The following is a 26,896-nucleotide window of genomic DNA, read 5'->3' on the forward strand; positions in this document are numbered from 1 at the left end:
GCCGCTCAGGCGCGGCGGGTGAGGGCCTTGCGCAGACCGTAGACGGCGGCACCGGCCGCGATCACCGCGGCCCCCCACAGCACCGAGGCGAGCGGCAGGGCGAACGCCAGGGCCAGGCAGCCGACCGTGCCGACGATCGGCACGATCCGGGCGGGGCGGCCCTCGGCGGGGGGCAGGGTCCAGGCAGAGGCGTTGGCGATGGCGTAGTAGGCCAACACGCCGAAGGAGGAGAAGCCGATCGCTCCTCGCACGTCCGTGGTGGCGGCCAGGACTGCGACGAGGGCGCCGACCGCGAGCTCGGCGCGGTGCGGGACCTGGAACCGGGGGTGGACGGCGGCCAGGGCGTGCGGCAGGTGCCGGTCGCGGGCCATCGCCAGCGTGGTGCGCGAGACACCGAGGATCAGCGCGAGCAGCGAGCCGAGCGCCGCGACGGCCGCCCCGGCCCGCACCACCGGGGCAAGTCCGGGGATGCCCGCGGCGCGTACGGCCTCGGCAAGCGGGGCGGCGGTGTGGGCGAGCCGGTCCGGACCGAGCACCGCGAGCACGGACACGGCGACGGCCGCGTACACCACCAGGGTGATGCCGAGTGCGGTCGGGATCGCGCGGGGGATGGTCCGCTGGGGATCGCGGACCTCCTCACCCAGGGTGGCGATGCGCGCGTAGCCGGCGAAGGCGAAGAACAGCAGCCCGGCCGCCTGGAGCACCCCGCCGAAGCTGGCGTCCGCCCCCACGTCCAGCCGCGTGGTGTCGGCCGCGCCGCCGCTCACGCATGCAGTGACCACGGCGGCGAGCACGGCCAGGACGACTGCGACGATCCCTCGCGTCAGCCACGCGGACTTCTCTACGCCGACGCAGTTCACTGCGGTCAGCGCCACCACCGCGGTGACCGCGACCGCGTGCGCTTGCCCGGGCCACACGTACGAGCCGACGGTGAGGGCCATCGCCGCGCAGGAGGCGGTCTTGCCGACCACGAAGCCCCAGCCGGCCAGGTAGCCCCAGAAGTCCCCGAGCCGCTCGCGGCCGTAGACGTACGTACCCCCCGACTGTGGGTAGCGGGCGGCCAGGCGGGCGGAGGAGGTGGCGTTGCAGTACGCCACCACCGCGGCCAGCGCCAGACCCAGCACCAGTCCGGAGCCCGCCGCACCGGCAGCCGGGGCGAGCGCGGCGAAGATCCCCGCGCCGATCATCGACCCGAGCCCGATCACCACGGCGTCGAACACACCCAGATGCCGCCGAAGCTCCCCCGCCGCGGCGGACGCCGCCGTTGTTCCCATCGCTCACCCCTCGACCACGGCCCCACGAGCCATTACGGACTCCGATATCGGCGCACGATATAGGAACAAGGTGTCGAGTAGGCGACGCTGCCGGGAATTGCGGAACGCGGTCCGTGCACCATAGGTGTTGCACTGGCCAAGGTCGCTCCGACCGCTTTTGAGCTGCGTGAACTCGAACCGCACGCTCGCGGCGTCCTCGAGAATGTCGAAGACTTCGACTGCTCGGGCGCACTGCCCGCGCGGCCGGCGGCCCGCATCAAGACCGCCGCCGGAGTGGCTGCCGGATCAACAGCCCGGACACCCGAGGGGGCAGTCCTAACACCAGTCAGGCCGCCCCGGCGACGGTGACTCCATCCTCACAGTCTTAACTGTCGCCCACTGGCCCCATGGATGCCACGGATGCCTCAACTCACGCTTTTATCAGGCGCGTTGTGAGCTCGATCGATGTGTATTGGCAGCCGGGGTCGGCATGGTGGGGAGCGCGTCGGGCCGGCCGATGCATGAACTCAATCACGGGACGCGCTGGGGGCTCCCGACCATCTGCCTGAGCGGTCATTCCGGTCGGACATTCGGTCGCCGGCCGCCTCCGGGGACTCCCGCGAGGCGGGGACCCCTGACACCCGCACGCAGCCATGTGGATGATTCACGTCAACTTGACCAGATGCAATACCGGTGTTTTAGGGCTTCACTCGTGGGGTTGGGGCTGTTTTGGTGGGCTCGACGAGGGTGACGACGGGGGTGTCCGGGCGAGGCGGGTTGTTGTGTTCGGTGCGTTTGAGTGCCCAGTTGGACATTTTGCGTTTGATCACTCGCGGGTTGGACCGTAACCGTCGTGGTTCCAGGAGACGTTCGGTGATTTCATGCAGGGTCTGCGTCAGCGCCCTGGTGAGCCAGGCGGGGCTTTCCCCGTTACCTTCTGCAGCCTCCGGAGCAACGGCTGCGAAGTCCAGGTCATCGCCGCTGGACAGACGCGTTCGTTTGGGTTTCGATGGATATCTGCCGTACTTGATGAGCGGTCATGCGGCAGAGTGCGGCCGGGTCCCCGGTCACATGTCGGCGCGTGGGGTCCGGCCCGCTGGTGCGGGGAGCCACGGGCATGGATGCCGCCAGGGCAGGCCGAGCCGGAGCCTCGTCGCGGACGTGCATGAGAGTGGCATCCCTCCGCAACGCGGGAGAGTTTTCGCAACCCGCGAGTTCGTCCTCCAGGCGACGACCCCTGCAGTGATGACTGAGCGTGATCGTCCAGGTCCGCGTCTTGCCGAATACGCGACTCTTCACGCGAGCCCCCACGGCCGCGGGCAGGAGCGCTCTGGTCAGTCGGGTGGCTCGGGGACGGGGCAGGAGCCCGGACCCGGCGCCGGGGGTGGCTCCGCGTCCGGCTGAGGCTCGGGTTCGCCGGGACCTGGCACGGACGGCGATTGCGGGTCGTGTGGCACTGGATCCGGCTGGCTGGGGACGGGCCCCGGATCTTCAGGGGAGGGTTCTGTGGTCATCGCTCTCGTCCTTGCGTCGTGCGCCACCGAACTTGTGGATGAACGCTGGGAGGAAGCTTTCAGGCCAGGCGCGTCCGGCTTGTGATCAGGGTACCCGGTGTGACATGGCGCACATCTGTATTCTCGTGTGTCTGCCTACGTACCGCCCGCACGGAAGCGGCCCACCCATTGAATACGACCAGCTGCTCAGCGCGGAACAGCCGCAGCCTGCCCCGGGCTGGAATCGACAGTGATCGAGCCGAACCCCTCACGCCGCCCCGACTTCTTCAGCGGCCAGGACCAGAAGGTGCTCCGGCCGGCCAGGTGCGCAGGCGGGTCGTCTCGAGAGGCGACCGGAGTCTTCAGAAGGGAACCTGGAACCACGGGCGGCTGCGCTGGACCTGGGAATGGGAAACGGGGCGGCTTTGGCCGTACGGGCCGCGCAGTTGGGTGGAATCGACTGCCCTCTGCTCCACCAGTCGCTCGCATCCGCCCCGCAGACGGCCGGGGATGGTGCTCCAAGGATTTCGCGGGAGCGAGGACATCGTGGAGTACGCCGTGCAGTGTGCGCTGCGCGCCTCCTCTTGCGGCTCTGCACGGTGGGGCTCTGGCGCCCGGCAGCCCGGTTGCAGAGGCTCCGACCCAATAGAAGAGAAGGGACGTGTCCCTCATAACCACCGCGCGGGAAATCATTACCCCCAACGCCGAGTGTGTCGGCGCAAACGAGTCTGTCCTGCTCGCGGCTCACGGGATGGCGGAGCTGGGAGTCGGTGCCCTGCCCATGCGTGGTCAGGGCGAGCGCCTGAAGGGAGTAGTCACCGACCGTGACATCGTGACCAAGGTTCTGGCGGCCGACAAGGATCCCGTGGCAACCATCGTCGGTGAACTGGCTCAGGGGAAAGCCGTCACCATCGGCGCGGGCGACGACGCACGGGAGGGTCTGCGCACGATGAGTACCCACAAGGTGCGTCGGCTGCCTGTCATCGACGGCCACACCCTGGTCGGCATGGTTGCCCAGGCAGATGTCGCCCGCGCCTTGCCCGCCCCGGCCGTCGGGGACTTGCTTGAAGCCGCTGTCCAAGAACTGCCCGGGCGGATGCACATCCGACCGGCGAGGAGGTGTCCCCACCATGGAGCGAGGAAGCAGCCGTCTCAGCCCCCATGAGGACGATCAGCGCAAGCACGAACTGCAGGGATTTCTGCGGTCCGGCCACACCACTCACGCAAACGAGGCGTACGACCCCGAGCCTCCCGCCGACGACGACGTGCACGTTGACCCGGGCGGCCCCGTTCTCCCACCTGGTGAGGAACGAGAGCGGGCGCGCGCCGAGGCCGAGGCCGAGGAAATCAGAGCTGAACTCGCGCGTCGCCTGAGCCGCACGGTCTTCCCTGCGGACCGCGCGTCCCTCTTGCGCGCTCTTTCTGGCGCGTACGCTCCGGACGTGCTGATGGACGCGGTGCGAGAACTTCCCACGGACGACCGGTATGCGAACGCTGGAGAGATCGCAAGGGCACTGGGATACCGGCCACGTGTCTGATCCTCGCCGGGGCAGTGCTGTCGCGCACGGACGAAGCGCTCACGCGTACGCCGCCCAGCGCCGAGACGCCGGACAGGTCCCCCAGGGACCTGAGCCGGCTCTTGGCAGGGCAATTCCGTCGAGGGATCCCGCTGGGAAAGCCGCGACAAGGCGTAAGCGGAGATCGCGGCATCACGAGAACGCGCCCACAGCCCAGCTCTCGGCAGGTCCGTGTGAGCTGCGACGGTCTTCCGTGCCTCATCGCCTGGAGGAGAGCAGTGAGCATCTGGAAACCGGCCTGACCCTCACGGACAGGCTCAGGCCCGCGCGGCGGCTTCGTAGAGATCGAGCAGCCGACCGCGCGTCGCGTGCAGCCGTCGGGTGAGCACCATGCCGACCCATTGACTGATCGCGAATCCGAACCCGGGGTCCGACCGGCACAGCGCCCGGACCTGGGGAGCGTCGAATTCATAGGCGCGGACGGGGCTCAATGTCTCGGCGCCCAGTTCCCACTCGAAGGGCGGGAAGAGCCACGACAGTCCGATCAGCTCGCCCGGCCCCAGCGTTTCAATTTCCGCGCGACGACGGTGAGGAAGCTGTGCATCGAGGGTCACCGCCCCGGTCTTCAGGATCCAGAAGCGGTCGGCGATGGTGTGTTCCTCGAAAAGTCGCCGTGCCGCGGGGAACCAGACGTTGTCGGCAAGGCTCAGGAGATGGTCACGGTGTGCGCGCGGCAGGGACGTGATCTTGAGTGTGGTGGTCATCGGAGTACTCCTCCGAGGAGCGGCTCTCTGCGGAGGGCGGAATCCTCATGTCGTCCAACGGATTCGCTCGATGCTGCAGTACTCGATGCTGCAGTACACGACTCCATGGGAGGCGATACACGAGGAAAGGCCCAGAGCGCGGCGGCTCGTGCAGTCACAAGGTTCTGGCGACCTCTCGTAGAGGGAGTTGTTCCCCACCACGGCAGAAGTACGCGACAGACCGGACCGTGACGCCCTACCTGAACCGGGTCTGGCGATGCGCCGACCACCGGAACGAGCGTTGTTCCGGCGGCCGAGCAGCGTTGCTGCCTTCGGAGCCACGTTCTCCTGCCGCCGGGCGGAGGTCTTGGGCTGCCTCAAGGCCTGCAATCGAACATATGAACGATCGCGTCTCACGGCTGAGCCGCTCCGTTTCCTGGAGCGAGTCCACGCGCGGGACCTCGCAGCGCGTACCCGCCGCCGGCGGAAAGAAGGAAGAACGCCAGGCCGTGCTTGCCGCACTCAGCCCCCCACCCCGGACTGGGGTGGTCGAGCAGGTCGTTGCGAAGGCCGCCGCGCGATCATCGGCGTCCACCGAGGCTTCTGCCGGACGTCTGGCGCACGGGGCAAGGCCAACTCTCGCGATCAGGCCGTGAGCCTGCTCAACGAGGACAGTGCCCTGGCCTGCAGGTTCTGTCGTTCGGACTATGCGCTCGGCCTGCTGTGGTGCGCTGTGTCTCCGTATGCGATCACACCCGCCCGGCGCGAGGATCGGGTTACGGGCGGTGGTCCGGTTGCGCCCCGACCTCTGTGCGGGGTCGGCACCCTTCCCCGGTGCTCCGGTCCGCTTCCCGGCCCACACCGCCAGGGGGCCTGGAGATACGCATGCCACGGTCCTTGTGGACCGGTGTCATCTCGTTTGGCCTGGTCACTTTTCCGAACTTGCGCGTGAGTGGCGATCGACTCAGGAGCGTCCTTGCTCGCGGTTGAGTTCGTGGTAGGCACGAAAGTCGTAGAAGCGCAGACCGTCGTTCACTGCTCCAGACTTGATTTCCTGCAGGGGCCAGGGGTGGGCTGAATAGTCGTCGGTTGCCACGCCGCCGTGTTCAAGCAGCAGCGCTACCAGCTGGTGAACCTCTGAGGTGCCGTCGATCCGCCCGGAGATGTCGATCTGCACTGCCCAGGTGGGGTGGTGTCCGATGGTCGCTTCGAGGACTGCCACGTCGTCGGAATCCCAGTCGGAGAAGAGGCAGCCGGTCTGCTCATCGTCGATCTCGATGTACAGGTTGCCGCCCAGATTCCACGGATCGCGCTGCTGGGGCAGGTGCCGATCGAGTGAGGCGACGGTCTCAGCTCTTTCACCTGCGGGGAACACGAACACACTGCGCATGGGATGGAGCATAGGCAGTACAGCGTCGTGGAGAACACGGATGCATTGGGCGATGAGGTTGTCGAGCTGGGCGATTTTCTGCTTTGCTCCGGCGAGGCCGACCTGGAGGCCCTCGACCTCGCCGAGCCGGCCTTCGCGCTCCGATCCGGCGATGCGGGCGATCAGGTTGTCGTGGATGTCGGCCAGTCGTGCCCGATGGGCCTGGTCCGGGCGCAGGGGAGAGCAGCGGATGCAGGCTTCTCTGCCCCAGTGCTCCGTCGTATCTTGCGTGGCCGTGGGGCTTTCACTCTGCGCTGCGGCGCGGCGTTGACGTAATTCAGGTCGCGAAGCGTGGAGCTGATCACTACGGTGTGACGCCACGCTAGTCGAACCCACAGCATGATGGCTGTCACGGAGTTGCCATGCCCCCGCAGATGAAGCTTACGGCGATAACACTCGACTGTGCCGATCCCGAGGCGCTGGCCGCGTTCTATCGGCAGGCCACCGGGCTCGAACTTCACCTGAAATCCGACGGTGACTTCGCTGGCCTCACCGGCGAGGACGGGCTCTTTATCGGCTTCCAACGGGTCGATGACCACCAGGCTCCGCACTGGCCTGGCCAAACCGTGCCACAACAGGTCCATCTCGACTTCGAGGTCGATGACCTTGACGAGGCCGAGACCCTGCTACTGGAGTTGGGCGCGACCAAGCCGGAGCACCAACCGGGCGGAGACAGGTGGCGGATCTTCACTGACCCGGCCGGGCATCCCTTCTGCCTGACCAGAGGTTGACGTCGAAACACCGCTGGCAGTCGCGTTGAGGATCGAGGTGAAGGCGGAGGACGAGGCCCCACTGAGCCGGCCGAGAGCGAGGAGCGGAAGTCCGCGAAGGTCCTGCACCTGTTGGCCGCCCTGAACGCCTCGGTCATAGCGGCCAAGGAGGCGTGCAGTGAGCACGGCGAAGAGGCGACCGTGCGCGAGATGCGGCCCGCAAGAGGGCGGCTGCGAAGGAAGCCGTCGCGGCCGAGAAGACCACGGCGCGGGTGAGAGATACATCGGATCAATTCAACGATGGAACCAAGGAGTTGAGAGTGTCTGTGGCCATGGAATCCCGTGCGCGGTCGCTTGGACTTTCTGGCCGGCCCTTGCGTTTCCGGCGCCCGGTAATTCTTCGGCAACGGGCCTGCTCCACTGTCCGGGCTGCCGACGCCGAGTGCGAATCGCAGGGGACGTCTCCGCAGGGCATGGGCCCATGTGCCGGCTCAGCATTCGGTGTGGCGCTCCGGATCTGAGCGGGCCTGCTGTGACGGTCGGGACTGTCCGGCATCGGCCCGAGAGATCTTTGCGCACCCTTGCCAAGGCACGCATGAACAAGCGGGCGGGTCAGCTGTCGGCCTAACATGACACCCTGGTGGCCAGCCTGTTCGAGGCGGACTGGGTCGACGACACGGCCGAGCCGGCCAGCCTGGTGCAGGCGCAGATACGGACGCGGAGACCGCAGGCGCTGCTGCCGTCATCCCGCACCATCATCCGGCCTTGGTCCTGCGCGGCAACTACTCCGACAGGGCCACGCTGCGCGACGACCGGGGCCGCACCGTCGACACCGAGTCCTGGGGCCGTGACCGCGACCACCGCAACGACGACCGTGGGCGCCGCCGTTGACCTGACCCCCGCCCGCCACTGAACGCGGGCCCTCCCGGATCTGCTGCGTGCCGCCACCCCCGCCCCCGGGGTGGCGGCACGTTACTCGTGCGCTCGCCGTCCTTCTCGCCGGCAGAGGTACGCCGGGGCAACACGGACTCAACACGCGGAGGGGCCCTGGTCTGGAATGACCTGGGCCGGATGAGATTGTCCTCCTGCGCCTGCCGGAGGAGTTCGGTCAGGGCTCCCTCGGCGGGCTGCGCAGTCCTGCACCCCCGTCGCCCTGGTGCACGGAGTGGGCTCCTGCTCTGCTATGTGGTACCCGAACACCCCCGCCCTCAGCGCCGATTGCCCGGTCTATGCGATCGACACGCCAGGCGATCCCGGACACAGCGTCCAGCACGAACCCATCCATCAACCCGAACGCGCCGCACAGTGGCTGGAGGAGACGCTTGCCGGGCTCGGGCTCGACCGCGCGCACCTGGTCGACTCTTCCTACGGCGGATGGCTCACCCTCAACCAAGCGCACCGCAGGCCCGGCCGTCTTGCCTCGGTCACGCTGCTCGACCCCGGCGGCCTGGAGAAGGTGGGCCTGCGTTTCTTCGTCTGGATCTCCGCCGGTTCGGAGCCGGTGATCTGACCCTGTCCTTTTGGCTGTTCTACGGACAGTCCGCTGTCCTGGAGGACGGATTCCCATGAGATCACCCGGACGAGCTACGCCAACAGCCCCAACTCGCCATCGCAGACATGTAATCCATCCCTCTCTTCGGAGGGAATCCCCGCCTGAAGGACTCTGCTGAGGAATGCGTGATTCGGGTGGTCAGGCCGCGAGCATCAGAGCTTCGAGGCGGGAGGTGCGGGTGCCGCCGAGTGGGGTGCCGGTCAGCCATCGGTCGATGTGGATGAGGTTGAGCGCGGTGGCGGCGAAGACGTGGCCGAGGCGGGTCGCGGGTAGATCGCGGTAGCGGGTGCGGCGCAGGCCGGTGACACGGACGGCCTGGGAGATCGTGCCTTCGGCCCCGGCCCGGATCGCGTAACGGTTCTTCCAATTGTCGGTCTCCTGGGTCTGGCGGACGGCTTCGAGTGCCTCGTGCCGTTCGCGGGGCAGGAAGGTGATGCCCCTGCCCCGGCGTCCGGACGGGGGCTTGGTGCACGACGTCTGCTTCGGACAGGGGCGGCAGTGCTCGGCGGGGAAGAACACCTTGAGGACCGGAGTGCCGTTGCGGTGGTGTTTCTGTTCCCACCACTCGAAACTTCGGTGCCCGCCTGGACAGGTGGCGCTCTCGTTGTCCCAGTCGATGGTGAAGTCGGCGCGGGAGAAGCCCTGATCCTCTCGGGACTGGTGGCTGCTGTCGTGCGGGGCCGGGCCGAGCAGTTCCATACCCCGCTCGGTCGCGGACAGGAACAGGGCGGCAGTGGTGTAGCCGGCATCCACGACATGCACGTCCGGCAGCAACTCCCGTTCCGCGAGCGCCTGGTGGACCGGTTCGGTCATCTCAGTGCCGGCCACCACGGCATCGGTGGTGGCCACCTGCGTGATCACGTGCGGCGCATCCGGCTCACAGGTCTCGGTCAGGTGGGCCTTGTAGCCGGTCCAGCCCGAGCCGCGCTTGATCCCGTAACGGGCATCGGTGTCATAGGGCGAGCACAACCGGTGATGAACCGGCGGGAGATCCTTGCCCTCCCGCCGGCGCACCCCCCTCTCGTCGCGGTGGTACTGCTGGACCCAGGAGACCCGCAGGACCTGCACCGCCTCGATCTCGCGCAGCCAGTCCGGAGCCGCGGGGGAACTTCCAGTCCATCCGGGCCCGCACCTGGTCAGCGGCCTGCCGATCGGTCAGCCCCTCCGCGTACTGCAACACCGACACCAAAGCCAACGCCCCCGGCGAGACAGCCGGACGTCCCCGGACGGCAAACGCCCTCCGGACGCCGAGATCATCCTGAGCCTCCCCGGGCTCGGCACCCAGCTCGGCAACTGCTGTGGGTGCAGACCGGGCCGCTCATCGCTTTCCATCCTCTCTGCCCGCGCTGCCTAACACCGTGTGAGGCCCTGACGGGTCAGGGGAAGGCGCGGGGAGGATCCGGCATGAGGGGAATAATCTCCGGTTGGTGCGGAGGTGCCTTCAGCGAAGACGGCCGGGACGGCATCCAGGCTGCGCTCGCTGAGCTCAGGCATACGTCGATGCCGTTCGGATCGAGACAACCGAGCCGTTCTCGATACCGAGGTACCGGCGCAGCACTCAGGTCTCGCGAGCCAGGCCGGCCGCCCGCCGCTCCGATGCTGAGACCGGAGGCGACCAGTGGTGGCCCGGCGCAGCTTCCCGATGGCGTAGTGGTGGCCGCGCTCGCGCACTCCTGCCGCACTCGAAGACCTGGCCGACGCGGTGACCGCCGCTACGGAGCTATGTCCCCGGCCGCTCGTGGAAGGAGGACCACAGTCCTGCGCGCAATGCGAACGGGATGCGGCCGAGAGAGAATAAACGTGTGGCTATAACACTGAATCCCCCAGGGGAGACACCACCTGCCGAGGGCTCCATCAGTGAAGCCCACCAGGAACGCGCGGACGGAGGCATTTGGGAACACCCCGCCCTATGGGCAGGACTCGTTCTGCTGGGGTCGGTCATCTTTGCCGCATTCTTCATCGCGCGGATCTTCGGCTACGGATGACCATCCCCAGCGATGGCCGGTGACCTGGGCATCCGCCTGGACCTCCCCGAGGACGGGCCGGTGATTCCAGGTCGGGCCGGCTTCGGCCCAGGGCGCGTGGCAGCTTGTTTCATCAGGAAAATACCGGACGAGAGTCCAACGTCTGTATCGTGCACCGGAATCCTGCTGGTCTGAGCGTACGCGGAGAGCCGGTCCCGGCAGCAGTGCGCGGGCGGGACCGGCGCAGGTCCTGAGGGCCCGCACCGGCCGGATACGGAGGGGCCGGGGTCCACGGGCGTGGCCGGGTCAGCCGACGGCGGGCGTGGTGCCGAGGAAGCCGGCGAGGGCCTCCAGCAGGCGGTCGACGTCCTCGTCGTTGCTGTAGGGGGCCAGGCCGATCCGCAGTCCGCCTTCGTCGCCGAGTCCGAGCCGGCGGGATGCCTCCAGTGCGTAGAAGGACCCGGCCGGGGCGTCGACGCCCCGCTCCGCCAAGTACTGTGAGGCGGCGGTGGTGCTGCGGCCGGCCAGGGTCAGCAGCAGGGTGGGGGTGCGGTGCGTGGCCCGGGAATGCACGGTGATGTCCGCGAGGTCGGCCAGTCCCTGCTCGATACGGGCCCTCAGGGCGTCCTCATGGGCCTCGATCGCCACGAAGGCGGCGAGCAGCCGTTCCCGCCGGGTGCCGTCGGCCCCGAGGGCCAGTGAGGCGAGGAAGTCCACTGCCGCGCCGGCCCCGGCGCCAATGTGGCGATCGCCGGCGTGCGCCATCTGCCGTCCTTCTCTGCCGCCCAGATGCGCCCCGCCCCGGCTCGCTCCGGTCCACGACCGCGAGCCCTCGGTCGCCCAGGAAGAACAGGCTCTCCCACCCGGCGACCGGCACCGCGGGGGAGCGTTGCGCGCCGCACCGGACGGCGGACGTCCCGTATGTCCCACACCCTGCACCGTGCCGGTGGCCCAGCCGCCGACAACCAGGATCCTGCCGTCCGCGGACACCGCCGTGCGCACGTCCTGGGCCTTCACCGGGATCTCTGCTCCCGGCACCGGAGGTCTCTTCGCATCCCCGCCGAAGTCCCACAGCCGGAACGCGTGGTCCTTCGTGCCCTCCGTCCACCGCCCGGTGCGCCATCAGCACCGGACGATCGGTCCCGGGAAGGAAGTAACGGGCCTCCCACGGTTTGGGCAGCGCGAACCGCAGACGCGGATCGGCCCCCTCGGCCGTGTCCGCGCTGCGCAGGTTCCAGACCTGGGTGGTCTCCGTGCCATTGGCGACCATGAGCGTTCCGTCGTCGCTGATCGGGCTGGTCCCAGGATCCCCGTCGGTCATGGCCCCGAGGAGCCGGGGCGCGGGAGCACGCTGCGGCCAGACGCGTACCCTGCCTTCCATGTCGCCCACGGCGAGATGGCGTCCGTCGGGGCTGTAGGCGACCGACCGGGCAGGTCCGCCTGCGCGTGCCGTCCCGAGTTCGGCCTGGGAGCCGAGCAGCTCCGCACCGGTTTCGACCGTCTCCCGGAGCCCCCGTCGGCCCCGTTGTCCGCGGCGGCGAGCCTTTCCCCGTCCGGGCGGAAGCTCAGCGAAGGCAGGTCACCGCCGTATCCCCATGCGCGGCCCCACTCGTCCTCGGGCTCGACGCCCTTGAGTCGGCGGCCGCCCTCCACCGTTCACCAGGCCTTTTTTCCTTCCGCACCGGTCGCGACCAGCAGATCCCGCGTCGGGTGGGCGGCGACCGCCATCACCGTGGGGGTCGTGACGGTGTCCAGCAACCGTACCCGCGCCGGACCGCGCACGTCCCACGCGGCCTTCCGCGTCCTGTTGCGCGTCGCGCGCCAGCACGGCGAGTGTCGTGGCGAGCAGAGCCAGCACGGTCACGACGGAGACCGCGGCCCGGCGCAGGGTTCTCGTGCGGTGCTCCGCGCGACCGTTCGCGCGGTGAAAGTCCCGCTCGACGGGCCGCATGGGCAGGGTGCCGCCGCTGCCGGCGAGCTGGGTGCGTGCCGACGCCGGCTGATCGCCCCGGTACAGGCCGCTCTCCGGACCTCCCGCCTCGTGCCAGCCGTCGGCCGCATCACCGAGCCTTCGGCGTGCGAGCAGTCCGGCCCGGTCGTCCGCGATCCAGTCCCGCAGCCGTGGCCAGGCGTTGAACAGGGAGTCGTGGCACAGCTGTGCCACGTCCTGGTCGATGACGAGCCGGGCCGCGGCCAGCCGTCCGAGCAGATCGGCGACCCGGTCGAGTTCCCGCACGGGGACGCGGCGGCGCACCGCACGGCCGCCGTCGTCGACCACCAGGACCATGCGCAACAGCAGTTCCCGCAGCCGGGTTCGGTCGTCGGCGCCGAGCGTGTCGTGGACGATCACGATGCCGTGCTGCTCGCTCGCCCTCATGTCCTTGAACCGGCACGGCTCGCCGTGGAAGAGGATGTCCCCTTCGTAACTGCCGTGCGGATGGACGCCGGAGAGGACCTTCAGCAGGGTCGACTTGCCGACGCCGTTCTCCCCGAACATGGCGTGGACCTCGCCCGGGCGGTGGTCAGGGTGACGTCCGAGAGCGCCCTGACTCCTGGGAAGGTCTTGACGATCGAGCGCATTTCCAGGACGGGTCGCGCCACGGTCGTGCCTTTCTCTGTCGCTGACGGGCCTCCCCGGCTCGGGCGCAGAGGTCCGGAGCGCGGGGAAGGTGGAAAGGATGCCGATGGAGATGCCATCGTAGGGCGAGAGCACCGCGTCCAGGCGCTTGGATCCTCCGTACGAGGAAGTCAGCAGGTCGTCCATGCGCCGCTGGGCGGTGCCGCCGTCCTAGCGGAGGGTGGTGACCTGGTTGAGTTCGGTCTGGTGGGACTGGACGACGAGCTGCTTCTTGTCGATGTACGGCTGCAGGACCTTCATCGCGCCGTTGAAGAAGTAGCGGTCGTTGTTGTCGTTGGAGCCGGCGAAAAGCTCGATGTCGAATGGGCCCTTCTCGTCCTTGTCCAGGCCGAGTTGGTCGATGATGTACGTGCGTAGCCGCCCTCACGCCATGACCTGCCAACGCTCACGAATCTGTGAGCGTTGAGCCCGTGCCCGCCCGTAACGCTGGTCACGTACCTGATCAACGACGAGCCGGGACGCCGGGACGTCGACGTGGGACCAGTCCATGGGGCGCGCCTGCATCTGGTGCAAGCAGCCGCTCACCTCTGGCGCGGTGAGCGTCGGGATCATCCGTGACCGGCTCGGCGTGCATGTGCTTGACACCGAGGTCTGGGTCGGGCCCTGTTGTCAGGGCTGGGCCTGGTCCGGGCGGTCCTGTGCGGAGCCGGATGACCACGGCTGCTGCGGTGTTGCCGTACGCCTTGTCGGCCGTGAGACTGTTGGGCTTCTTGCGTGGCCCTGCCCGGCCCGAGCCGCGGGATGCGAATCTCCTCCAGCACGGTCTGGAACCGGGTGCAGTCCGCCCGCTGCCCGCCGGTGACAACCAGGGACAGCGGGCGGCAGCGGCCGTCCGCGCCCAGGTGGAGCTCGCTGGTGAGACCACCGCGCGAGCGGCCCGGTCCCTCACCTCCCGCACCACCTCCACCAGGCGGGCGAGCAGGCTCTGCCAAGGTGTTCCGCCCTGGTGTTCTGATGTTTCGGCCCACTTTGGCGCAGGCGTCGGCGGCGGGTCGGTGCGGACGCCTGCTGCGGGATGATGAGGAGGCACGATGGTGGTGGAGCCGGCCGGGAGACCTCAGTCGAATTCGCCGGTCGCGTCCGCTGCGGCCTGGACCTGGACAGCCCTCTCAGTGGGGCGGCGGGTGGAAAGTGCGGTGCATTTCCCGCAGACGGTCGGCCAGAGCCGGGACAGGGCCCTGGATCACGAGGCCGGGTACCACGTCCTGTACTGCCATGGAACGCACAGGCGATGACGGTACGTCCAGCTCGGTCAGCCACTGCGTCAACTGGGCCGCGGAGTGGGCATAGACGATGCGGCCGAGGCCGACCCAGCCGTGTGCGGCCGAGCACATGGGGCAGTGCTCGCCGGAGGTGAAAACGGTGGCCGCGGCCCGCTGGGCCGCCGTGAGGTGCACGGCGGCCCAGCGGGCCAGTTCGAACTCCGGATGCCGCGTGCTGTCGCCGAGACTGCGCACGCGGTTGCGGTCTTCGGCGAGGATCTGGCCATCGGCACTCACCAGGACAGAGCCGAACGGCTGGTCCCCGGCCCGCAGTGCCTCGGCCGCCAGTTGGACGGCCCGCTCCAGGTGCTGGTGCTCCACGCCGGTCAGTTCGGCAGATGACAAGACTCGCTCCTTACGTGTAAGGGATCACCCTCGCCGCCAGGGGGGATCCCACGGCGCCCACCGTGCCAAGCCGTGGCCTGAGGCGCCCAAGAGATGTCAGGCATCGCAGCCATCGGCGGCGTCCATCGCCGCGCGGCGCCGACAGTTCGGCAGCGGCCGCTCGGCGGTGGCGTTCGAGCGTTCCCGCACCCGGGCTGCGGTACGAGCTGAGCAGTGCCTCATCACGAATCTGTATACCAAAAGCTGCACGGTGAGCGGTGGTGAGCGGCTGCGTGTCGAGGGCGGCACACTGCTCGATCCTGCGACCGGTGAGGTCACAGAGGAGGCGGTCGTCGTGATACGTGACGGCCGGGTACGCGCGGCCGGGGCGCGGGCACGGGTCGAGGTCCCCGACGACGTGCCCCGCCTCGACGCGTACGGCCGCTGGGTGCTGCCGGGCCTCGTGGACGCGCACATCCACCTCAACACCGCCGCCGAGGCGGGTGAAGCGTTCCGCAAGGGTGACACCAGCGCTCGCGGCGGCAAGGGCGTGGTGTGCCACGGCTACAGCGAGCGTGGCTGCGACGACGCGGTCCGGGCAGGCATCCGCTCTCTGGAACACGGGGTGTTCGTGAGCGAGCGGACGCTGCACGACATGCGGCGCAGAGGTACCTGCTTCACACCGCGAGTTCCCGTGCCGGATCAGGTTTCCGAAGCGGTTCTTTCCTGTGTTCCACAATTCTGAAAGGGCTTCGTGATGAGCCGAGGGCTGATCGTGGTGGATGTGCAGAACGACTTCTGCGAAGGAGGTAGCGTTCCCGTCGCGGGAGGCGCGCGGGTCGCCTCGGCGATCGCCGATCTGGTCGACCGGAGCGCAGGCCGTGACTACCAGTACGTTGTGGCCACCCGGGATCATCACATCGATCCGGGCAGCCATTTCTCCGAGACCCCGGACTTCCAGGACAGCTTCCCCGTCCATTGTGTGGCAGGGAACGAGGGCAGTGAATTCCATCCGCACTTCGCACCTGTCGTCACGGACGGCAAGGTGCACGCCGTTTTCTTCAAGGGCGCCCACTCTGCTTCGAAGAGCGGCTTCGAAGGCGCGGACGCGGAGGGAACCTCCCTGGCGGACTGGCTGCGTGCCCGTGGGGTCGAGGACGTCGATGTGGTGGGCATCGCGACGGATCACTGCGTGCGTGCGACCGCGCTGGATGCCGTCGCGGCAGGATTTCGCGCACGGGTACGTCTCGACTACTCGGTCGGCGTCGCCCCGCACACAACAGCTGCCGCGCTGAACGACTTCCGCAAGGCAGGAATTGCAGTTTCCGGTGAGGCGCCGGTTCCGGAGTAGTTCTGGCACCGGTTCGAGGCCGCGACGTGCACCGGTGTCTCGCCAGCCCGGCGGGGGCCACGTCGAGGTTCCCTCGCCGGGGTGTCCGCCGGCGTACTGGGCGCGATTGCCCGCGCCCTCCAGCTCGACGATGCCGAGCGCGCCCACCTGTTCAACCTGGCACGCGCCGCAGACGGCAGCAGCGCGATCATGCGCCTGCGGCGCCGCTCCGCCAAGCGGTGGATTCCCTATCCCAGCCTGCAATGGACCCTCGACGCGGTCACGGAAGGACCCGTCTTGCAGCGCCGGGGAGCTGGTCCGCTGCTGTTGCCGGGCTCCTCGTGGAGAGTGAGTTGCACGGTCGCAGTGGTACCGGCCGGAGCGGGTGTGGGCCCGCGGCCCAGGGGGCGTTCAGTCTGCACCGGGCGAGCTGGTGGAGGCCGTCGGCCGGGCGGGTGTTGACGTTCAGCAGGACCGGTTCGTCGCGCATGAACCTGAACTGGATGTTCGTCAGGTGGTGCAGGTCGAACGACTCCGCGATGCGGCGGGCCGGTTCGATCCATGCGGGGCGAGCGTGAAGCCGCGGCGGCGCCCGCGCGGCCCTGGGCACGTCGGCAACGCCTTTGACCTCCTGCATGGCGCGATACACCGATCTGTATGCGCTTTCCACATCAACTGACGGTTCCAGTGATGACTTGCAGCCGGGGCGATGCCGTCCAGCGGGTGGACCGGTGCCTGCGAGGTCACCCACCAGACCGCTTCACCCACCCGCCGTACCCGCCCGGACTCGGGCGAGCCACCCGTAAACCGCCGTGAGCGGCTTGGCATCTGTGCCTTGATGGGCCGCTCGCGGGCTGCATCCTCGTCAGCAAGGAGTCCGCCGCCGAAAGACCCCACAAAATTGGCGAGTACACGCCCATTGTCAGGGCCGTCGCGAGGGAGTTACATGGTCCCTGCCCGCGAACGAAAGCGCTTTCTGTCGACCGGAGACCCCGGTCGACTGCCCCTTCGCTACCGCTGGGAGGCTGCATGGCACCGCCCCGCACCAGACGCTACTCACTTGCCGTCGCCGCGCTCGCCGCGACCGCCTCGCTTGCCGCCGCCACGTTTCCGGCCCAGGCGGCCCGCCCCTCAACCGCCCACACCCCACTGCGAGCCCAGGCCGTGGTGGCGTACGACTTCGGGCACCCGGACCCCGCCGACCTCGGTCGCGAGCAGGACATCGGACGGTCCGGCACCGCGCTCAGCCTGATCAACGGCGGTTCCGCGATGCGCGTGGTCGACGAGGCGTACCCGGGCGCTTCGCCCGCCCTGCAGGTGCGCCAGCAGAACCCGGCCACCGCGGGCAACGACGACTGGAAAGCCGGGACCTGGGACGCCGAGGGCATGTCGTCCCTCGGAGCCTTCCGCAGTGCCCGGGGTGCCACCGTCATGGGCTGGTTCAAGATGACGGGCGACAATCCCGCTCTCAACTCCAACACGGCCAACCCGAGCGACCACTACAACGCGATCGGGCTGGCCGGCGTACTGTCCGGAACCTCTGACGGTCACGCGGTGCGTGCGCTGCTCGAACTCATCCAGGTCAAAGGTGAGTTGAAGCTGGTCGCGCTGGGGAGACGCCTGGACAACGGCGCCTCCCAGACTTTCACTGCCGGCGCACCCTGGGAAGAACTGCTGCCCCGCGGTGAATGGGTCCACCTGGCCGCGACGTTCGACTTCCGCGACGGCACTCTCGCCCTCTACCGCGACGGCAAGCCCCTGGACGGCTTCTACGTCACGCCGGGCGACCCCTGGGAACTCGCCACCACGCCGGCGCCCCACCGCGCCTCGCCCACTGATCCCCGCGGCATCAAGATCGGCGGCAGCTTCCCCCAGAACACCCGGGAGAACAACGCCTGCGACTGCCGCATGGACGACCTTCTGTTCCTGGACCGCCCGGTGCCGGCCGGAGCGTTGGCGGCGGAGTTCCGGCGCATGACGCGGGGCAGCTGACCGTTCTCGTCCCTGGATCGTCCTTTCCCAACTTGTCACGCCAGCCCGAAGGGACCCGCATGGCGTCACGACGTACACACCGAAGGCACTGGGCGGCCGTGGCCGTCTGTGCGGCCCTCGCCCTGGGCGGTCTTGCCGCGCCTTCCCATGCCGACGAGCCCGCTGCGGCGACAGCCGCCCTGACCGACCCCATTCCGCAGAAGCCCGTCCAGTCCAGGACGGGTCTCGTCCTGCAGGAGTTCGCACAGTTCCCCAAGTCGGAACCCGTCCCGGCGCCGACGGACCCGCGCCTGATGCGCCACGCACGGATCAACACCATCAATGAACTCCCCGACGGGTCCGGCCGGATGGCGACCCCCGACCTCAACGGCACCCTCTACCTCACCGACCCCGGCACCGCGATGCGCACCTCCGGGGGGACCCCGCACTCCTACCTGGACGTCAAGGCGGCATTCCCGCACTTCTTCTCGGGCCGCGGTCTCGGCCAGGGCTTCGGATACGCCGCATTCCACCCGGAGTTCGGAGCGAACGGGCGCTTCTACACCATCCACACCGAACTCGCCTCGCAGGCCACCGAGACTCCCGATTACCAGCAGGCCGGCACGCTCACCTATCACGGCGTCATCACCGAGTGGACCGCCGACGACCCCTCCGCGGCCGTCTTTCACGGCACCCATCGCGAGGTGCTGCGTATCGGCTTCACCGGCCAGGTCCACGGCATCCAGCAGATCGACTTCAACCCGACGGCCAAGCCCCACGACAAGGAGTACGGCCTCCTCTACCTTGCGGTGGGCGACGGAGGGCAGGGCGGCGGCAACAGCGAGCCGCAGAACCGGACGCTCCCGCACGGCAAACTTCTGCGGATCGACCCCGCGGGCCGTGACAGCGCCAACGGCCGGTACGGCATCCCCGCGTCCAACCCGTTCGTCGGTGAGCCCGGTTCGCTCGGGGAGATCTACGCGATAGGCATGCGGGACCCGCACCGCTTCAGCTGGGATGCAGGCGGCAGCCACCGTATGTATCTCGGCCATATAGGCGAGCACGCCATCGAGTCGGTGTACGAGGTCAAGGCCGGTGACAACTTCGGCTGGAGCGAGCGCGAGGGTCCCTTCGCATTCGACAAGAAGACCACCGACCCGTGCGCCCGCATCCTTCCCCTCCCCGCCGACGACGCCCAGTACGGCTACACCTACCCGGTCGCCGCCTACGACCACGACCCGGGACCCGACTGGAACTGCCGGTCCGACGTGGGCCGCGCCATTGCCGGAGGCTTCGTCTACCGCGGCAAGGACGCGCCGGCGCTGCGCGGAAAGTACATCTTCGGCGACCTCGTGGACGGTCGGATCCTGGCCGCGGACACCCGCGACATGCGCCGCGACGCCGGCCTCGCGCCGCTCGAGCAGTTGATGCTCTTCGACAAGTCCGCCGGGAAGACGGTCACCATGCGCGACCTCGCCGGTGACCAACGTGTCGACCTGCGCTTCGGTTCCGACCGCAGCGGCGGCCTGTACATCGTCTCGAAGGCCAACGGCAAGGTCTGGAAGGTGACCGGGACCCGCACCTTCGCCGACTGCGAGATCGGCAACACCCCCACCACCCACACCACCGGGGCCGACAACTGGGCGCCGGTCACCCCGGCCAAGTGGGCGTACACGACACGGGAGACGATCATGACCGAGCCGGGCGTCGCCCGCCCGGGACCGCGCCGCCCCTTCGAGTACGCCGTCCTGACCGCGGGCCCGAGCTACTCCTCCGTCAGCGTCGAGGCGGAGGTACGGATCGACACCCCCGTCGAGATCACCAACCGTGACGTCATTGTCATCTGGGACTATCAGTCGGACACCCGATTTCAGTACACGCACCTGTCGAGCGACAACACCATCTACCCGCACAACGGTATGTTCACAGTCAACGACGCCGACCGGCTTCGCATCGACGATCAGTGGAACGGAACCTTCGGCGCACCTCCGGCGATCAAGGACGACGGGTGGCACAAGGTGCGCCTCACCCACTGCGCCGACACCGGTGAGACCGCCGTCTACCTGGACGGCAGCCGGAACCCGCTGATCACGGCCACCGACCCGGTCTTCGCCTCGGGCCGGGTGGGCTTCGGATCCTTCGACAACGCGGGCCGCGTCCGTCACCTGAAGGTTACGGGCACCGCCCCGACCGGCTCTTCTGGAACGGTCTGATCAACTCCGTCACCATCACCTTCCTCTCCGTCGTCATCCTCACCCTGGTCTCGGCCATGCTCGGCCACTACCTGTCCCGCAGCCGCTCCCGTTTCGCGCGCCTCGCGCTGCTGGCGCTGCTCGCCGGCCTGATGATCCTGCCGCAGGTGGAGGAGTCCGCGGCGATGGACGGAGCCGGGCGCTGGCGCACCTTCTGGCAGGTCGTCCTCCCGCTGCTGCGACCCGCGACGGCCAGTGTGCTGATCTTCCTCGGCGTCTGGATCTGGAACGACTTCCTCAACCCGCTGATCATCCTCGGTCCGGCCAGCGGCACCACCGTCACCGTCGGTGTCTATCGGGCGATCGGCGAGCACCAGCAGGACTACGGCCAGGTCTTCGGGCTGATGTTCCTCGCCGCCCTGCCCGTACTGATCTTCTACGTCGCCCTCGAGAAGCACTTTGTGAAGGGCCTCACCGGAGGAGCCGTCAAGGGATGACCGTGACTCACCACAGCACCACGCCCACCGCCATGGAGTTCGCCAACCTGCGCGACCACCACGGCGTACTGCTCGGCCGTCCGCTCACCCTCGCCGGTGCGGGCGCGCGCGGATCGGGGTACGCCCAACTCGCCACCGAGGGCGACATCCCCGTCACCATCACCGCGCTCGCCGACCCGCGCGCCGGCCGCCGGGACCGGCTCGCCGCCCGGTACGGCGTCCCGGCAACGCACTGCTTCGACGACTGGCGGACGATGGCCGCGGGCCCCCGGGTCGCCGACGCCGTGATCACCGCGGTACAGGACGCCGAACACCTCGAAGCCGCCGAGGCGTTCGCGGCGCGTGGCTACGACATCCTGCTGGAGAAGCCCATGGCGACCTCGGTGGAGGAGGTCGACCGCATCGCGGCCGCCGCCGAGGATGCACAGGTCTCCCTCACCGTCTGCCACGTTCTGGGCTACGCGCCGTACACCGTCCGGCTCAAGCGGCTGATCGAGTCCGGCCGGATCGGTGACATCGTCAGCGTCCAGCACCTGGAGCCCATCGGCTACTGGCATTACGCGCACTCGTACGTCCGCGGCAACTGGCGGCGTGAAGCGACCTCCAGCTTCATGCTGCTCACCAAGTGCTGCCACGACATCGACTGGATCGGCCACATCGTCGGCCGTCCGGTGAGGGCCGTCTCCTCCTTCGGCGCGCTGACCCACTTCCGACCCGAGAACGCGCCCGAGGACGCCGGGGAGCGCTGCGTGTCATGTGCGGTCGAGCCGGGATGTGCGTATTCGGCTCGCAAGCTCTACCAGATCGGGCTGCGCGAAGGCGGCGTCAGGCGGTACTTCACCAGGATCGTTGCCGATGAGCTCACCGAGGAAGCCGTGGAGCAGGCCCTCGCCGAGGGCCCGTACGGGCGGTGCGTGTACCGCAGCGACAACGACGTCATGGACCACCAGGTGGTCAATCTCCAGTACGAAGGCGGGGTGACCGCCTCCTTCAGCGTCACCGCGTTCACCCCGCAGGAGAACCGCCACACCAAGATATTCGGCACCCGCGGCCAGATCACCGGCGACGGCAGGCAGATCGAGATCTACGACTTCACCACCGACGAGCGCACCGTCATCGACACCGACGACGGTGGAGCTTCCGCCGCCGAAGGTCACGGAGGCGGTGACGTCGGCCTGGTGGCCGCGTTCGTTCGTTCCCATCACGAGGGCCGACCCGAATTCCTGCTCACCGGCGTCCGTGAGGGCCGCGACAGTCATCGTGTGGTGTTCGCCGCCGAGTGGTCCCGGCGCACCGGGCAGCTTGTACAGCTCTGATCCGCACCCCATCACCAGGACACGGGAGGACCACCTCCCGGGCACAACGCCGCTGACCGCGGCGGGAAAGGGAGAACATGAATGCACGCACATGGAGCGCCGCAGCGGGGGCCGGCGCGCTGGCGCTGACCATCGGCATCGCGACGGCTGTGCCGGCCAGCAGCGCACAGGGCGTTGGCATGACGTCCCTTCGGAGGGCAACGTCTGTGACGCACGCTGCGACAGAGGTTTCAGCCGGATACCTGACCATCGACCTGGACTCCACAGGGACGGTGATCGGCCTCAAGGACTCCCGGACCGGAACCGACTACCTGGCACGCGGCAAGTCCGCATCGCTGGTCAGCCTGGTGATCAACGGTCGGCAGGAACGACCGACCAAGGTGACCCGCTCCGGGAGCCACCGCGGCCTCCTGACCTTCACCAATGAGAAGGTCGGCTTCAGGGTCGAGGTGAAGGTGGAGAACAAGGCCGGCTACGCCACACTCGAGGCGGTGAAGGTCAATGGCCCCGCCGGAGCGGATGTGCAGACGCTGCTCTGGGGCCCGCTGGCGACGTCCGTCACACAGACCGTCGGTGAAACGGTCGGCGTGGTCCGCGACAACGAGTTCGCCATCGGGCTGAGGCCACTGACCGACCGGACCGAAGGTGCCTGGCCCCAGGAGTACCAGCGGTTCGGCTGGGAGAGTGAGGTCGACCACAATCCCTCCCGGTTGCAGGTGGCTCCCCACGAAGAATGGAGCGCCGCGGGAAAGACCGAGTGGGGTTCGGTGGTGCGGGCCTTCACCTTCGACTACACGCGGGAGCGCGAGCGACAGAACAGCAACGGATACCGGATCCCGGTCGGCCCGCTGCCCGGCGACAGCGGGCAAATCACCGGTTCCAAGATCGCGCTTTTCGGCGCCTCACCCGAGTTGACGCCGACCGTGCTGTCGAACATCGCATCCGGGGAGAACCTGCCGTACCCGACGCAGAACGGTCAGTGGCAGAAGTCTGCCCAGGCCAGCAGCCAGTCCTTCCTCGTGCTCGGGGATCTGCGGACCGACACCATCCCGGCTGCCGCCCGCTTCGCGAAGGCGGCCGGGATCGACTACATGTACTCCCTGCCCAACGCAGTCGGGCCGTGGCAGTCGACGGGGCACTACCAGTTCAACTCCAGCTTGGGCGGCAGCGACGCCGGGGCCGCGGCAGCGGTGGACATCGCCAAGGCCCACGGGGTCCGGCTCGGCGTGCACAGCATCTCGGACTTCGTCAGCACCAACGACCGCTATGTCTCACCATCGCCGGCTGACGACCGGCTCGCGACGGGAGGCCGCGCTTCGCTGACCCGTCCGCTGTCGCCCGGCGACACCACGCTGTACCTCAACTCCGGCGGGCTGTTTGCCGACGGAGTGTACGGCCGTCTGCTGCGCATCGGCGACGAGTTCGTCGCATACGAGACGGCCCAGCAGGTCGGAGCCGAGTGGCAGGTGACCGGACTCCGTCGTGCCCAGTGGGGTTCTGTCGCGTCCAGCCACGCTGCGGGCGACCGCGCCGCCCGTGTCGTCACCAACAGCTACGGCGGCGCGATCGGCGGGCGCGGCATCATCGAGGAGATCTCCACCCGCCTGGCCACCGCCTGGAACGACACGGGCATCATGTCCAACTCCTACGACGGCGTGGAGTCGGCTTCGGAGTCCGGCTGGGGTTCCTACGGGCAAGCCCGGCTGGTGAACGGAACTTATGAGAAGACGCAGGCGAAGGACGGCTTCATCACCGAGACGAGCCGGATGACGTCCAACACGTGGGACGCGCTCACCCGGGCGAGCTGGGGCGAAGTCGGCGTGACCAGCATGAACCAGGTCTTCATCAACAACGCCTTCTACCGGGCCAACTTCCTTCCGGGGATGCTGGGCTGGATCAGCCTGCGCGGCTCGGAGAGCTTGCTGAGCATAGAGAGTGTATTGGCGCGTGGTGCCGGGCTGAACGCCGGTGCCGGATTCCAGGGTTCGGTGGCCGGCCTCACCGCGAACGGCGAGCACGGTGAGCTGGTGCTCGACGCGATCAAGCAGTGGGAGACGGCGCGCAACCTCGGCGCATTCACCGAGGCGCAGAAGGCACGCCTCCGCGACCGGTCCACCAACTGGCATCTGACGGTTGTCAAGCCCGGCAAGGAGTGGTCGCTACAGGAGCTCGACGCGCGGGGGAACCCGATCGGTGCGGCCCAGGACGTCGCCGTGCCGACTCCCCGGCTGAACGCCGGCCCTCTGCCGGCGGCAAACATGCACGAGCTCTACGAGGCGAAGGTGACCACGAACACTCCGGCCACGGTCCGGTTCGCGGTGACCGCCGGCGCCCTTCCCGAAGGCCTCCGGCTGAACCCGGACACCGGAGGCATCACCGGGAAGCCGGTCCGGGCCAGGGAGTCCGATGTCACCATCACGGCCTACAACGCGGCGGGCCTCCCCGACGCCCAGGCCGACTACGAGATCACCGTGCGTCCCTGATGCCCCGGCGCTCGTGCGGTGGCGTCTTTGCCAGCGTGACCAGCTCCGTGAGCGTTCGCGGCGGTGCTGGTGCGAGTGCTGGGAGGGCAAGCTGCCAAGAGCCTGCGGATTTCTGTCATGGTGAGGGGCGCGAGCGGGCAGGAACCATTTCTGCTGCCACCTCTCCGTGGCTGCCGCGGCCATGGCGGCAAGGAAGGCGGGGGGTCATCATCGCCAGGGTGATCTGCCGGCACCAGCCGACATGGCGGCGGACCTCGTACTCGCCCAACCGCACTCGTTCTTCGCCGCCTGGTCGGGTAGGACCGCCGCATTGCTGCGGCGGTCCTTCCTTGGAACCGTGCGGGCCCGTTGTCCGAGCACACGGCTCAAGCAAGCCCTGATGGCTCGCAGGCGTATGCAGGTGCTGGCTTGTGCTTGCGACGTCGTCCGGCCCAGTAGTTGGTAAGGGCTGGGTCGTCCACGGACGACCTGCCCTTGACCATCTGATGCCGGACTATCTTCGTCCAGGAGAACTTGGCGAGGTAGCGGCCGCTGTTGCGGTCGCCGAAGACCCACCAGTCTCGCCTGGCCTTGTTGAACATGCCGAAGTAGCGGGCGGTGACCCAGTGCTTCGGCTTGTTCGGGTGCGTGTGGGTTGCCCATTTGTAGACGAGCTTCCACACGTAGGCGTCCAGGGCATGGAAGATGCGGCTGGACACCGCGCTCCGGTAATAGGCGGCCCATCCCCGGATGATCGGGTTGAGCTTGTGGATTACCGCCTCGGCATTGGCCCCTCGCAGGGCCTTGACCTCGGCGGCCAGCCGTTTCCGGATGCGTCGCACGGCTGCCGTGCTGGGCTTGATCAGAAGCACCGTCCCGCCGCGGTAGCGGCGGATGTTGAAGCCCAGGAAATCGCAGCCCTCGTTGAGGTGGACGATGCTCGTCTTTTCCTCGTTGAAGACCAGACCTCTGGGTTTCAGCCAGGTGGCCAGTCGCGCCTGGATCTGCTCGGCCTCGGCTCTGGAATGAGCGAAGACAAGCAGGTCGTCGGCGTATCTGATCAGCACCGGCGAGCCCGGTCTTGTTTCACCGGCATGTGATCCGCCAGTGAAGTAGCGGACTCCGGCAGCCTCTTCCATTCCATGGAGAGCAATGTTGAGCAGAAGGGGACTGATCACGCCGCCTTGAGGTGTTCCTTTTTCGGCGACGGTGAAGCACTCCTTCTCGATGACTCCGGCTTTCAGTCATCGGGTGACCATTTCCGTCGCAGGAAAGGTTCCCGGCATCTCGATGAGGTGACCGTGATCGATGCGGTCGAATGCCGCTGCCAGGTCTGCATCCAGTACCCACTTCCGCTTCGGGGTCTTCCCGTGCGCGACCGTGAATATCGCCTGGATCGCATCCTGACAGCCCCTGCCCGGTCTGAACCCATAGGACTTCGGCTCGAACCGGGCTTCCCATTCGGGTTCCAGCGCGTTGACCGTCTTGGCTTGCAGGACTCTTTCAATGATGACGGGAATCCCGAGGGGACGCCGCTTTCCGTTGCTCTTCGGAATGTAGACGCGCCGGGCGGGCTTGGGTTTCCACGGAGCTGAGCTGTGCTGGACCCAGGTGGCCAGTTCGGCTTTTCCTGGGGCTGTGAGCACGACTCTGCCGTCGCTGCCCGCCGTCCGGCGGCCAGCGTTGATCTCCGTCACCCGTCGCACGCTGACCAGCGTGATACTGCGGCTTCGGAGCATCAGTTTCTGCAAGTTGCGGACCCTCTTCAGGTCCCCTGCCTGCGACGCCGCGAAGATGCGCTGGCGCAGACGACGTACGTTCTCCTCGGCGGCATCCCAGTCGATCGCATGCCATTCGAGTAGTTCGTCTTCCGGTCCGTTCGCCGGGCCGCTCGGCGGCACGGTGTCTCACGTGTCCTTCAGTTCCGTCATCCTTGTCATCGCTCTCTTCGCAGGCTCACCTGACCCACGTCAGCACCCTTTCGGGCCGGGCCACCTGGGCCTTATCCGGCCAGTTATGCGGGACAACCGGCCGGAGTGGCCAGTTAAGCTGTCCCGGTTTCCTGCTGCCTTTCGGCTACCGGCATCCTGTTCCCGTCGGGGATTTGAGCTTTCCTTGCGGTCGGCCTACCCGTTGCGTGATGGCAACAGGACCCCTGCGGGGTTTCCACGTTCTGCATGAGCGAGATGCGAGTGGGGTGGGTGCCCTCTCTACCCCGGGACGGCGGTGTTCTCCCGGCTGAC

20 protein-coding genes and 8 pseudogenes are annotated in these 26,896 nt (G+C 68.2%); 15 read left to right on the forward strand and 13 right to left on the reverse strand.

Annotation, left to right across the window (positions count from 1 at the left end):
• Positions 1-5: 5 nt before the first annotated feature.
• Positions 6-1,274 carry an APC family permease gene (locus OG953_RS40535; RefSeq protein ID WP_405690871.1) on the reverse strand — a complete coding sequence of 423 codons (1,269 nt, stop codon included), beginning with the start codon at positions 1,272-1,274 and terminating at the stop codon, positions 6-8.
• A 2,142-nt stretch (positions 1,275-3,416) separates the two neighbouring features.
• On the opposite strand from OG953_RS40535, the pseudogene OG953_RS40540 reads away from it, so the two are divergent.
• A pseudogene (locus tag OG953_RS40540) lies at positions 3,417-3,818 on the forward strand (CBS domain-containing protein); the annotation flags it as partial.
• 58 nt (positions 3,819-3,876) lie between these two features.
• On the forward strand, positions 3,877-4,284 hold the full coding sequence (locus tag OG953_RS40545; protein ID WP_405690873.1) for a DUF2795 domain-containing protein: 408 nt from the start codon (positions 3,877-3,879) through the stop codon (positions 4,282-4,284).
• Positions 4,285-4,580: 296 nt separating this feature from the next.
• On the opposite strand, the gene OG953_RS40550 is transcribed toward OG953_RS40545, so the two are convergent.
• Entirely contained in the window at positions 4,581-5,027 is a 447-nt protein-coding gene (locus OG953_RS40550) for a Crp/Fnr family transcriptional regulator (RefSeq protein ID WP_405690875.1), read from the reverse strand.
• A 256-nt stretch (positions 5,028-5,283) separates the two neighbouring features.
• Here OG953_RS40550 and OG953_RS40555 point away from each other — a divergent pair, with 256 nt between their 5' ends.
• On the forward strand, positions 5,284-5,958 hold the full coding sequence (locus tag OG953_RS40555) for a DUF6233 domain-containing protein (RefSeq protein WP_405692365.1): 675 nt from the start codon (positions 5,284-5,286) through the stop codon (positions 5,956-5,958).
• A gap of 12 nt (positions 5,959-5,970) precedes the next feature.
• Here the strand turns inward: OG953_RS40555 and OG953_RS40560 are convergent, their stop codons facing one another.
• Entirely contained in the window at positions 5,971-6,756 is a 786-nt protein-coding gene (locus OG953_RS40560; protein WP_405690878.1) for a hypothetical protein, read from the reverse strand.
• A gap of 41 nt (positions 6,757-6,797) precedes the next feature.
• Here OG953_RS40560 and OG953_RS40565 point away from each other — a divergent pair, with 41 nt between their 5' ends.
• From OG953_RS40565 to OG953_RS40575, 3 genes and pseudogenes are all read left to right on the forward strand, one after another.
• Complete coding sequence (locus OG953_RS40565) at positions 6,798-7,166, forward strand: VOC family protein (protein ID WP_405690879.1); 369 nt, start codon at positions 6,798-6,800, stop codon at positions 7,164-7,166.
• A gap of 744 nt (positions 7,167-7,910) precedes the next feature.
• A complete protein-coding gene (locus OG953_RS40570; RefSeq protein ID WP_405690881.1) occupies positions 7,911-8,036 on the forward strand; it encodes a hypothetical protein in 126 nt (41 codons plus the stop codon).
• Positions 8,037-8,271: 235 nt separating this feature from the next.
• Positions 8,272-8,634, forward strand: a pseudogene (locus OG953_RS40575) (alpha/beta fold hydrolase); the annotation flags it as partial.
• Positions 8,635-8,835: 201 nt separating this feature from the next.
• On the opposite strand, the gene OG953_RS40580 reads toward OG953_RS40575, so the two are convergent.
• Both OG953_RS40580 and OG953_RS40585 read right to left on the reverse strand, forming a co-directional pair.
• Complete coding sequence (locus OG953_RS40580; RefSeq protein WP_405690883.1) at positions 8,836-9,765, reverse strand: transposase; 930 nt, start codon at positions 9,763-9,765, stop codon at positions 8,836-8,838.
• Positions 9,650-9,982 carry a transposase gene (locus OG953_RS40585; RefSeq protein WP_405692367.1) on the reverse strand — a complete coding sequence of 111 codons (333 nt, stop codon included), beginning with the start codon at positions 9,980-9,982 and terminating at the stop codon, positions 9,650-9,652. Before OG953_RS40585 ends, OG953_RS40580 begins: the two co-directional genes overlap by 116 nt.
• 517 nt (positions 9,983-10,499) lie before the next feature.
• Between OG953_RS40585 and OG953_RS40590 the strand changes: the two genes are divergently transcribed.
• Positions 10,500-10,682 (forward strand): DUF6480 family protein, encoded by a 183-nt coding sequence (locus OG953_RS40590; RefSeq protein WP_093896711.1) that lies wholly within the window; start codon positions 10,500-10,502, stop codon positions 10,680-10,682.
• 285 nt (positions 10,683-10,967) lie between these two features.
• Here the strand turns inward: OG953_RS40590 and OG953_RS40595 are convergent.
• The 5 genes and pseudogenes from OG953_RS40595 to OG953_RS40615 all read right to left on the reverse strand — a co-directional run.
• Positions 10,968-11,396: pseudogene (locus tag OG953_RS40595) on the reverse strand (aminotransferase class V-fold PLP-dependent enzyme); the annotation flags it as partial.
• 844 nt (positions 11,397-12,240) lie between these two features.
• Entirely contained in the window at positions 12,241-12,948 is a 708-nt protein-coding gene (locus OG953_RS40600; RefSeq protein WP_405692369.1) for a hypothetical protein, read from the reverse strand.
• 12 nt (positions 12,949-12,960) lie between these two features.
• Positions 12,961-13,262 (reverse strand): annotated as a pseudogene (locus tag OG953_RS40605) (ATP-binding cassette domain-containing protein); the annotation flags it as partial.
• 70 nt (positions 13,263-13,332) lie between these two features.
• Positions 13,333-13,650: pseudogene (locus OG953_RS40610) on the reverse strand (sugar ABC transporter substrate-binding protein); the annotation flags it as partial.
• Between the two features lie 758 nt (positions 13,651-14,408).
• Entirely contained in the window at positions 14,409-14,906 is a 498-nt protein-coding gene (locus OG953_RS40615) for a nucleoside deaminase (protein ID WP_405690885.1), read from the reverse strand.
• A 124-nt stretch (positions 14,907-15,030) separates the two neighbouring features.
• On the opposite strand from OG953_RS40615, the pseudogene OG953_RS40620 reads away from it, so the two are divergent.
• The 3 genes and pseudogenes from OG953_RS40620 to OG953_RS40630 all read left to right on the forward strand — a co-directional run.
• Positions 15,031-15,570, forward strand: a pseudogene (locus OG953_RS40620) (hypothetical protein); the annotation flags it as partial.
• 72 nt (positions 15,571-15,642) lie between these two features.
• Positions 15,643-16,236, forward strand: a complete 594-nt coding sequence (locus OG953_RS40625) for an isochorismatase family protein (protein ID WP_405690887.1) — start codon at positions 15,643-15,645, stop codon at positions 16,234-16,236.
• Positions 16,237-16,299: 63 nt separating this feature from the next.
• Positions 16,300-16,527: pseudogene (locus OG953_RS40630) on the forward strand (transcriptional regulator); the annotation flags it as partial.
• On the opposite strand, the gene OG953_RS40635 reads toward OG953_RS40630, so the two are convergent.
• On the reverse strand, positions 16,496-16,852 hold the full coding sequence (locus tag OG953_RS40635) for an ATP-grasp domain-containing protein (protein WP_405690889.1): 357 nt from the start codon (positions 16,850-16,852) through the stop codon (positions 16,496-16,498). The pseudogene OG953_RS40630 and the gene OG953_RS40635 sit on opposite strands and share 32 nt — an antisense overlap.
• Before the next feature lie 392 nt (positions 16,853-17,244).
• On the opposite strand from OG953_RS40635, the gene OG953_RS40640 reads away from it, so the two are divergent.
• From OG953_RS40640 to OG953_RS40660, 5 genes are all read left to right on the forward strand, one after another.
• Positions 17,245-18,207, forward strand: a complete 963-nt coding sequence (locus tag OG953_RS40640) for a hypothetical protein (protein ID WP_405690892.1) — start codon at positions 17,245-17,247, stop codon at positions 18,205-18,207.
• A 59-nt stretch (positions 18,208-18,266) separates the two neighbouring features.
• The gene (locus OG953_RS40645; RefSeq protein ID WP_405690894.1) at positions 18,267-20,399 is read left to right on the forward strand and encodes a PQQ-dependent sugar dehydrogenase; all 2,133 of its coding nucleotides are present in this window, start codon (positions 18,267-18,269) and stop codon (positions 20,397-20,399) included.
• A 56-nt stretch (positions 20,400-20,455) separates the two neighbouring features.
• Complete coding sequence (locus tag OG953_RS40650) at positions 20,456-20,875, forward strand: carbohydrate ABC transporter permease (RefSeq protein ID WP_405690897.1); 420 nt, start codon at positions 20,456-20,458, stop codon at positions 20,873-20,875.
• Entirely contained in the window at positions 20,872-22,191 is a 1,320-nt protein-coding gene (locus OG953_RS40655; protein ID WP_405690899.1) for a Gfo/Idh/MocA family protein, read from the forward strand. The genes OG953_RS40650 and OG953_RS40655 overlap by 4 nt, the downstream gene beginning before the upstream one ends.
• Before the next feature lie 77 nt (positions 22,192-22,268).
• Complete coding sequence (locus OG953_RS40660) at positions 22,269-24,674, forward strand: Ig domain-containing protein (RefSeq protein ID WP_405690901.1); 2,406 nt, start codon at positions 22,269-22,271, stop codon at positions 24,672-24,674.
• Between the two features lie 365 nt (positions 24,675-25,039).
• On the opposite strand, the gene OG953_RS40665 is transcribed toward OG953_RS40660, so the two are convergent.
• Together OG953_RS40665 and OG953_RS40670 are read right to left on the reverse strand one after the other, a co-directional pair.
• Complete coding sequence (locus OG953_RS40665; RefSeq protein WP_405692371.1) at positions 25,040-25,525, reverse strand: group II intron maturase-specific domain-containing protein; 486 nt, start codon at positions 25,523-25,525, stop codon at positions 25,040-25,042.
• A gap of 33 nt (positions 25,526-25,558) precedes the next feature.
• Positions 25,559-26,554, reverse strand: a pseudogene (locus OG953_RS40670) (reverse transcriptase domain-containing protein); the annotation flags it as partial.
• Between the last annotated feature and the right edge of the window lie 342 nt (positions 26,555-26,896).

The sequence above is a fragment of the Streptomyces sp. NBC_00057 genome, from assembly GCF_045041165.1.
Lineage (GTDB): Bacteria > Actinomycetota > Actinomycetes > Streptomycetales > Streptomycetaceae > Streptomyces.

Coding starts and splice junctions, on each gene's coding strand:
- OG953_RS40600 (WP_405692369.1), bottom strand. CDS start 12,948: ATGGTCCTGGTGGTCGACGACGGCGGCCGTGCGGTGCGCCGCCGCGTC.
- OG953_RS40655 (WP_405690899.1), top strand. CDS start 20,872: ATGACCGTGACTCACCACAGCACCACGCCCACCGCCATGGAGTTCGCC.
- OG953_RS40660 (WP_405690901.1), top strand. CDS start 22,269: ATGAATGCACGCACATGGAGCGCCGCAGCGGGGGCCGGCGCGCTGGCG.
- OG953_RS40635 (WP_405690889.1), bottom strand. CDS start 16,852: ATGCAGGAGGTCAAAGGCGTTGCCGACGTGCCCAGGGCCGCGCGGGCG.
- OG953_RS40565 (WP_405690879.1), top strand. CDS start 6,798: ATGCCCCCGCAGATGAAGCTTACGGCGATAACACTCGACTGTGCCGAT.
- OG953_RS40640 (WP_405690892.1), top strand. CDS start 17,245: ATGGCACCGCCCCGCACCAGACGCTACTCACTTGCCGTCGCCGCGCTC.
- OG953_RS40650 (WP_405690897.1), top strand. CDS start 20,456: ATGCTCGGCCACTACCTGTCCCGCAGCCGCTCCCGTTTCGCGCGCCTC.
- OG953_RS40625 (WP_405690887.1), top strand. CDS start 15,643: ATGAGCCGAGGGCTGATCGTGGTGGATGTGCAGAACGACTTCTGCGAA.
- OG953_RS40550 (WP_405690875.1), bottom strand. CDS start 5,027: ATGACCACCACACTCAAGATCACGTCCCTGCCGCGCGCACACCGTGAC.
- OG953_RS40645 (WP_405690894.1), top strand. CDS start 18,267: ATGGCGTCACGACGTACACACCGAAGGCACTGGGCGGCCGTGGCCGTC.
- OG953_RS40535 (WP_405690871.1), bottom strand. CDS start 1,274: ATGGGAACAACGGCGGCGTCCGCCGCGGCGGGGGAGCTTCGGCGGCAT.
- OG953_RS40545 (WP_405690873.1), top strand. CDS start 3,877: ATGGAGCGAGGAAGCAGCCGTCTCAGCCCCCATGAGGACGATCAGCGC.
- OG953_RS40555 (WP_405692365.1), top strand. CDS start 5,284: ATGCGCCGACCACCGGAACGAGCGTTGTTCCGGCGGCCGAGCAGCGTT.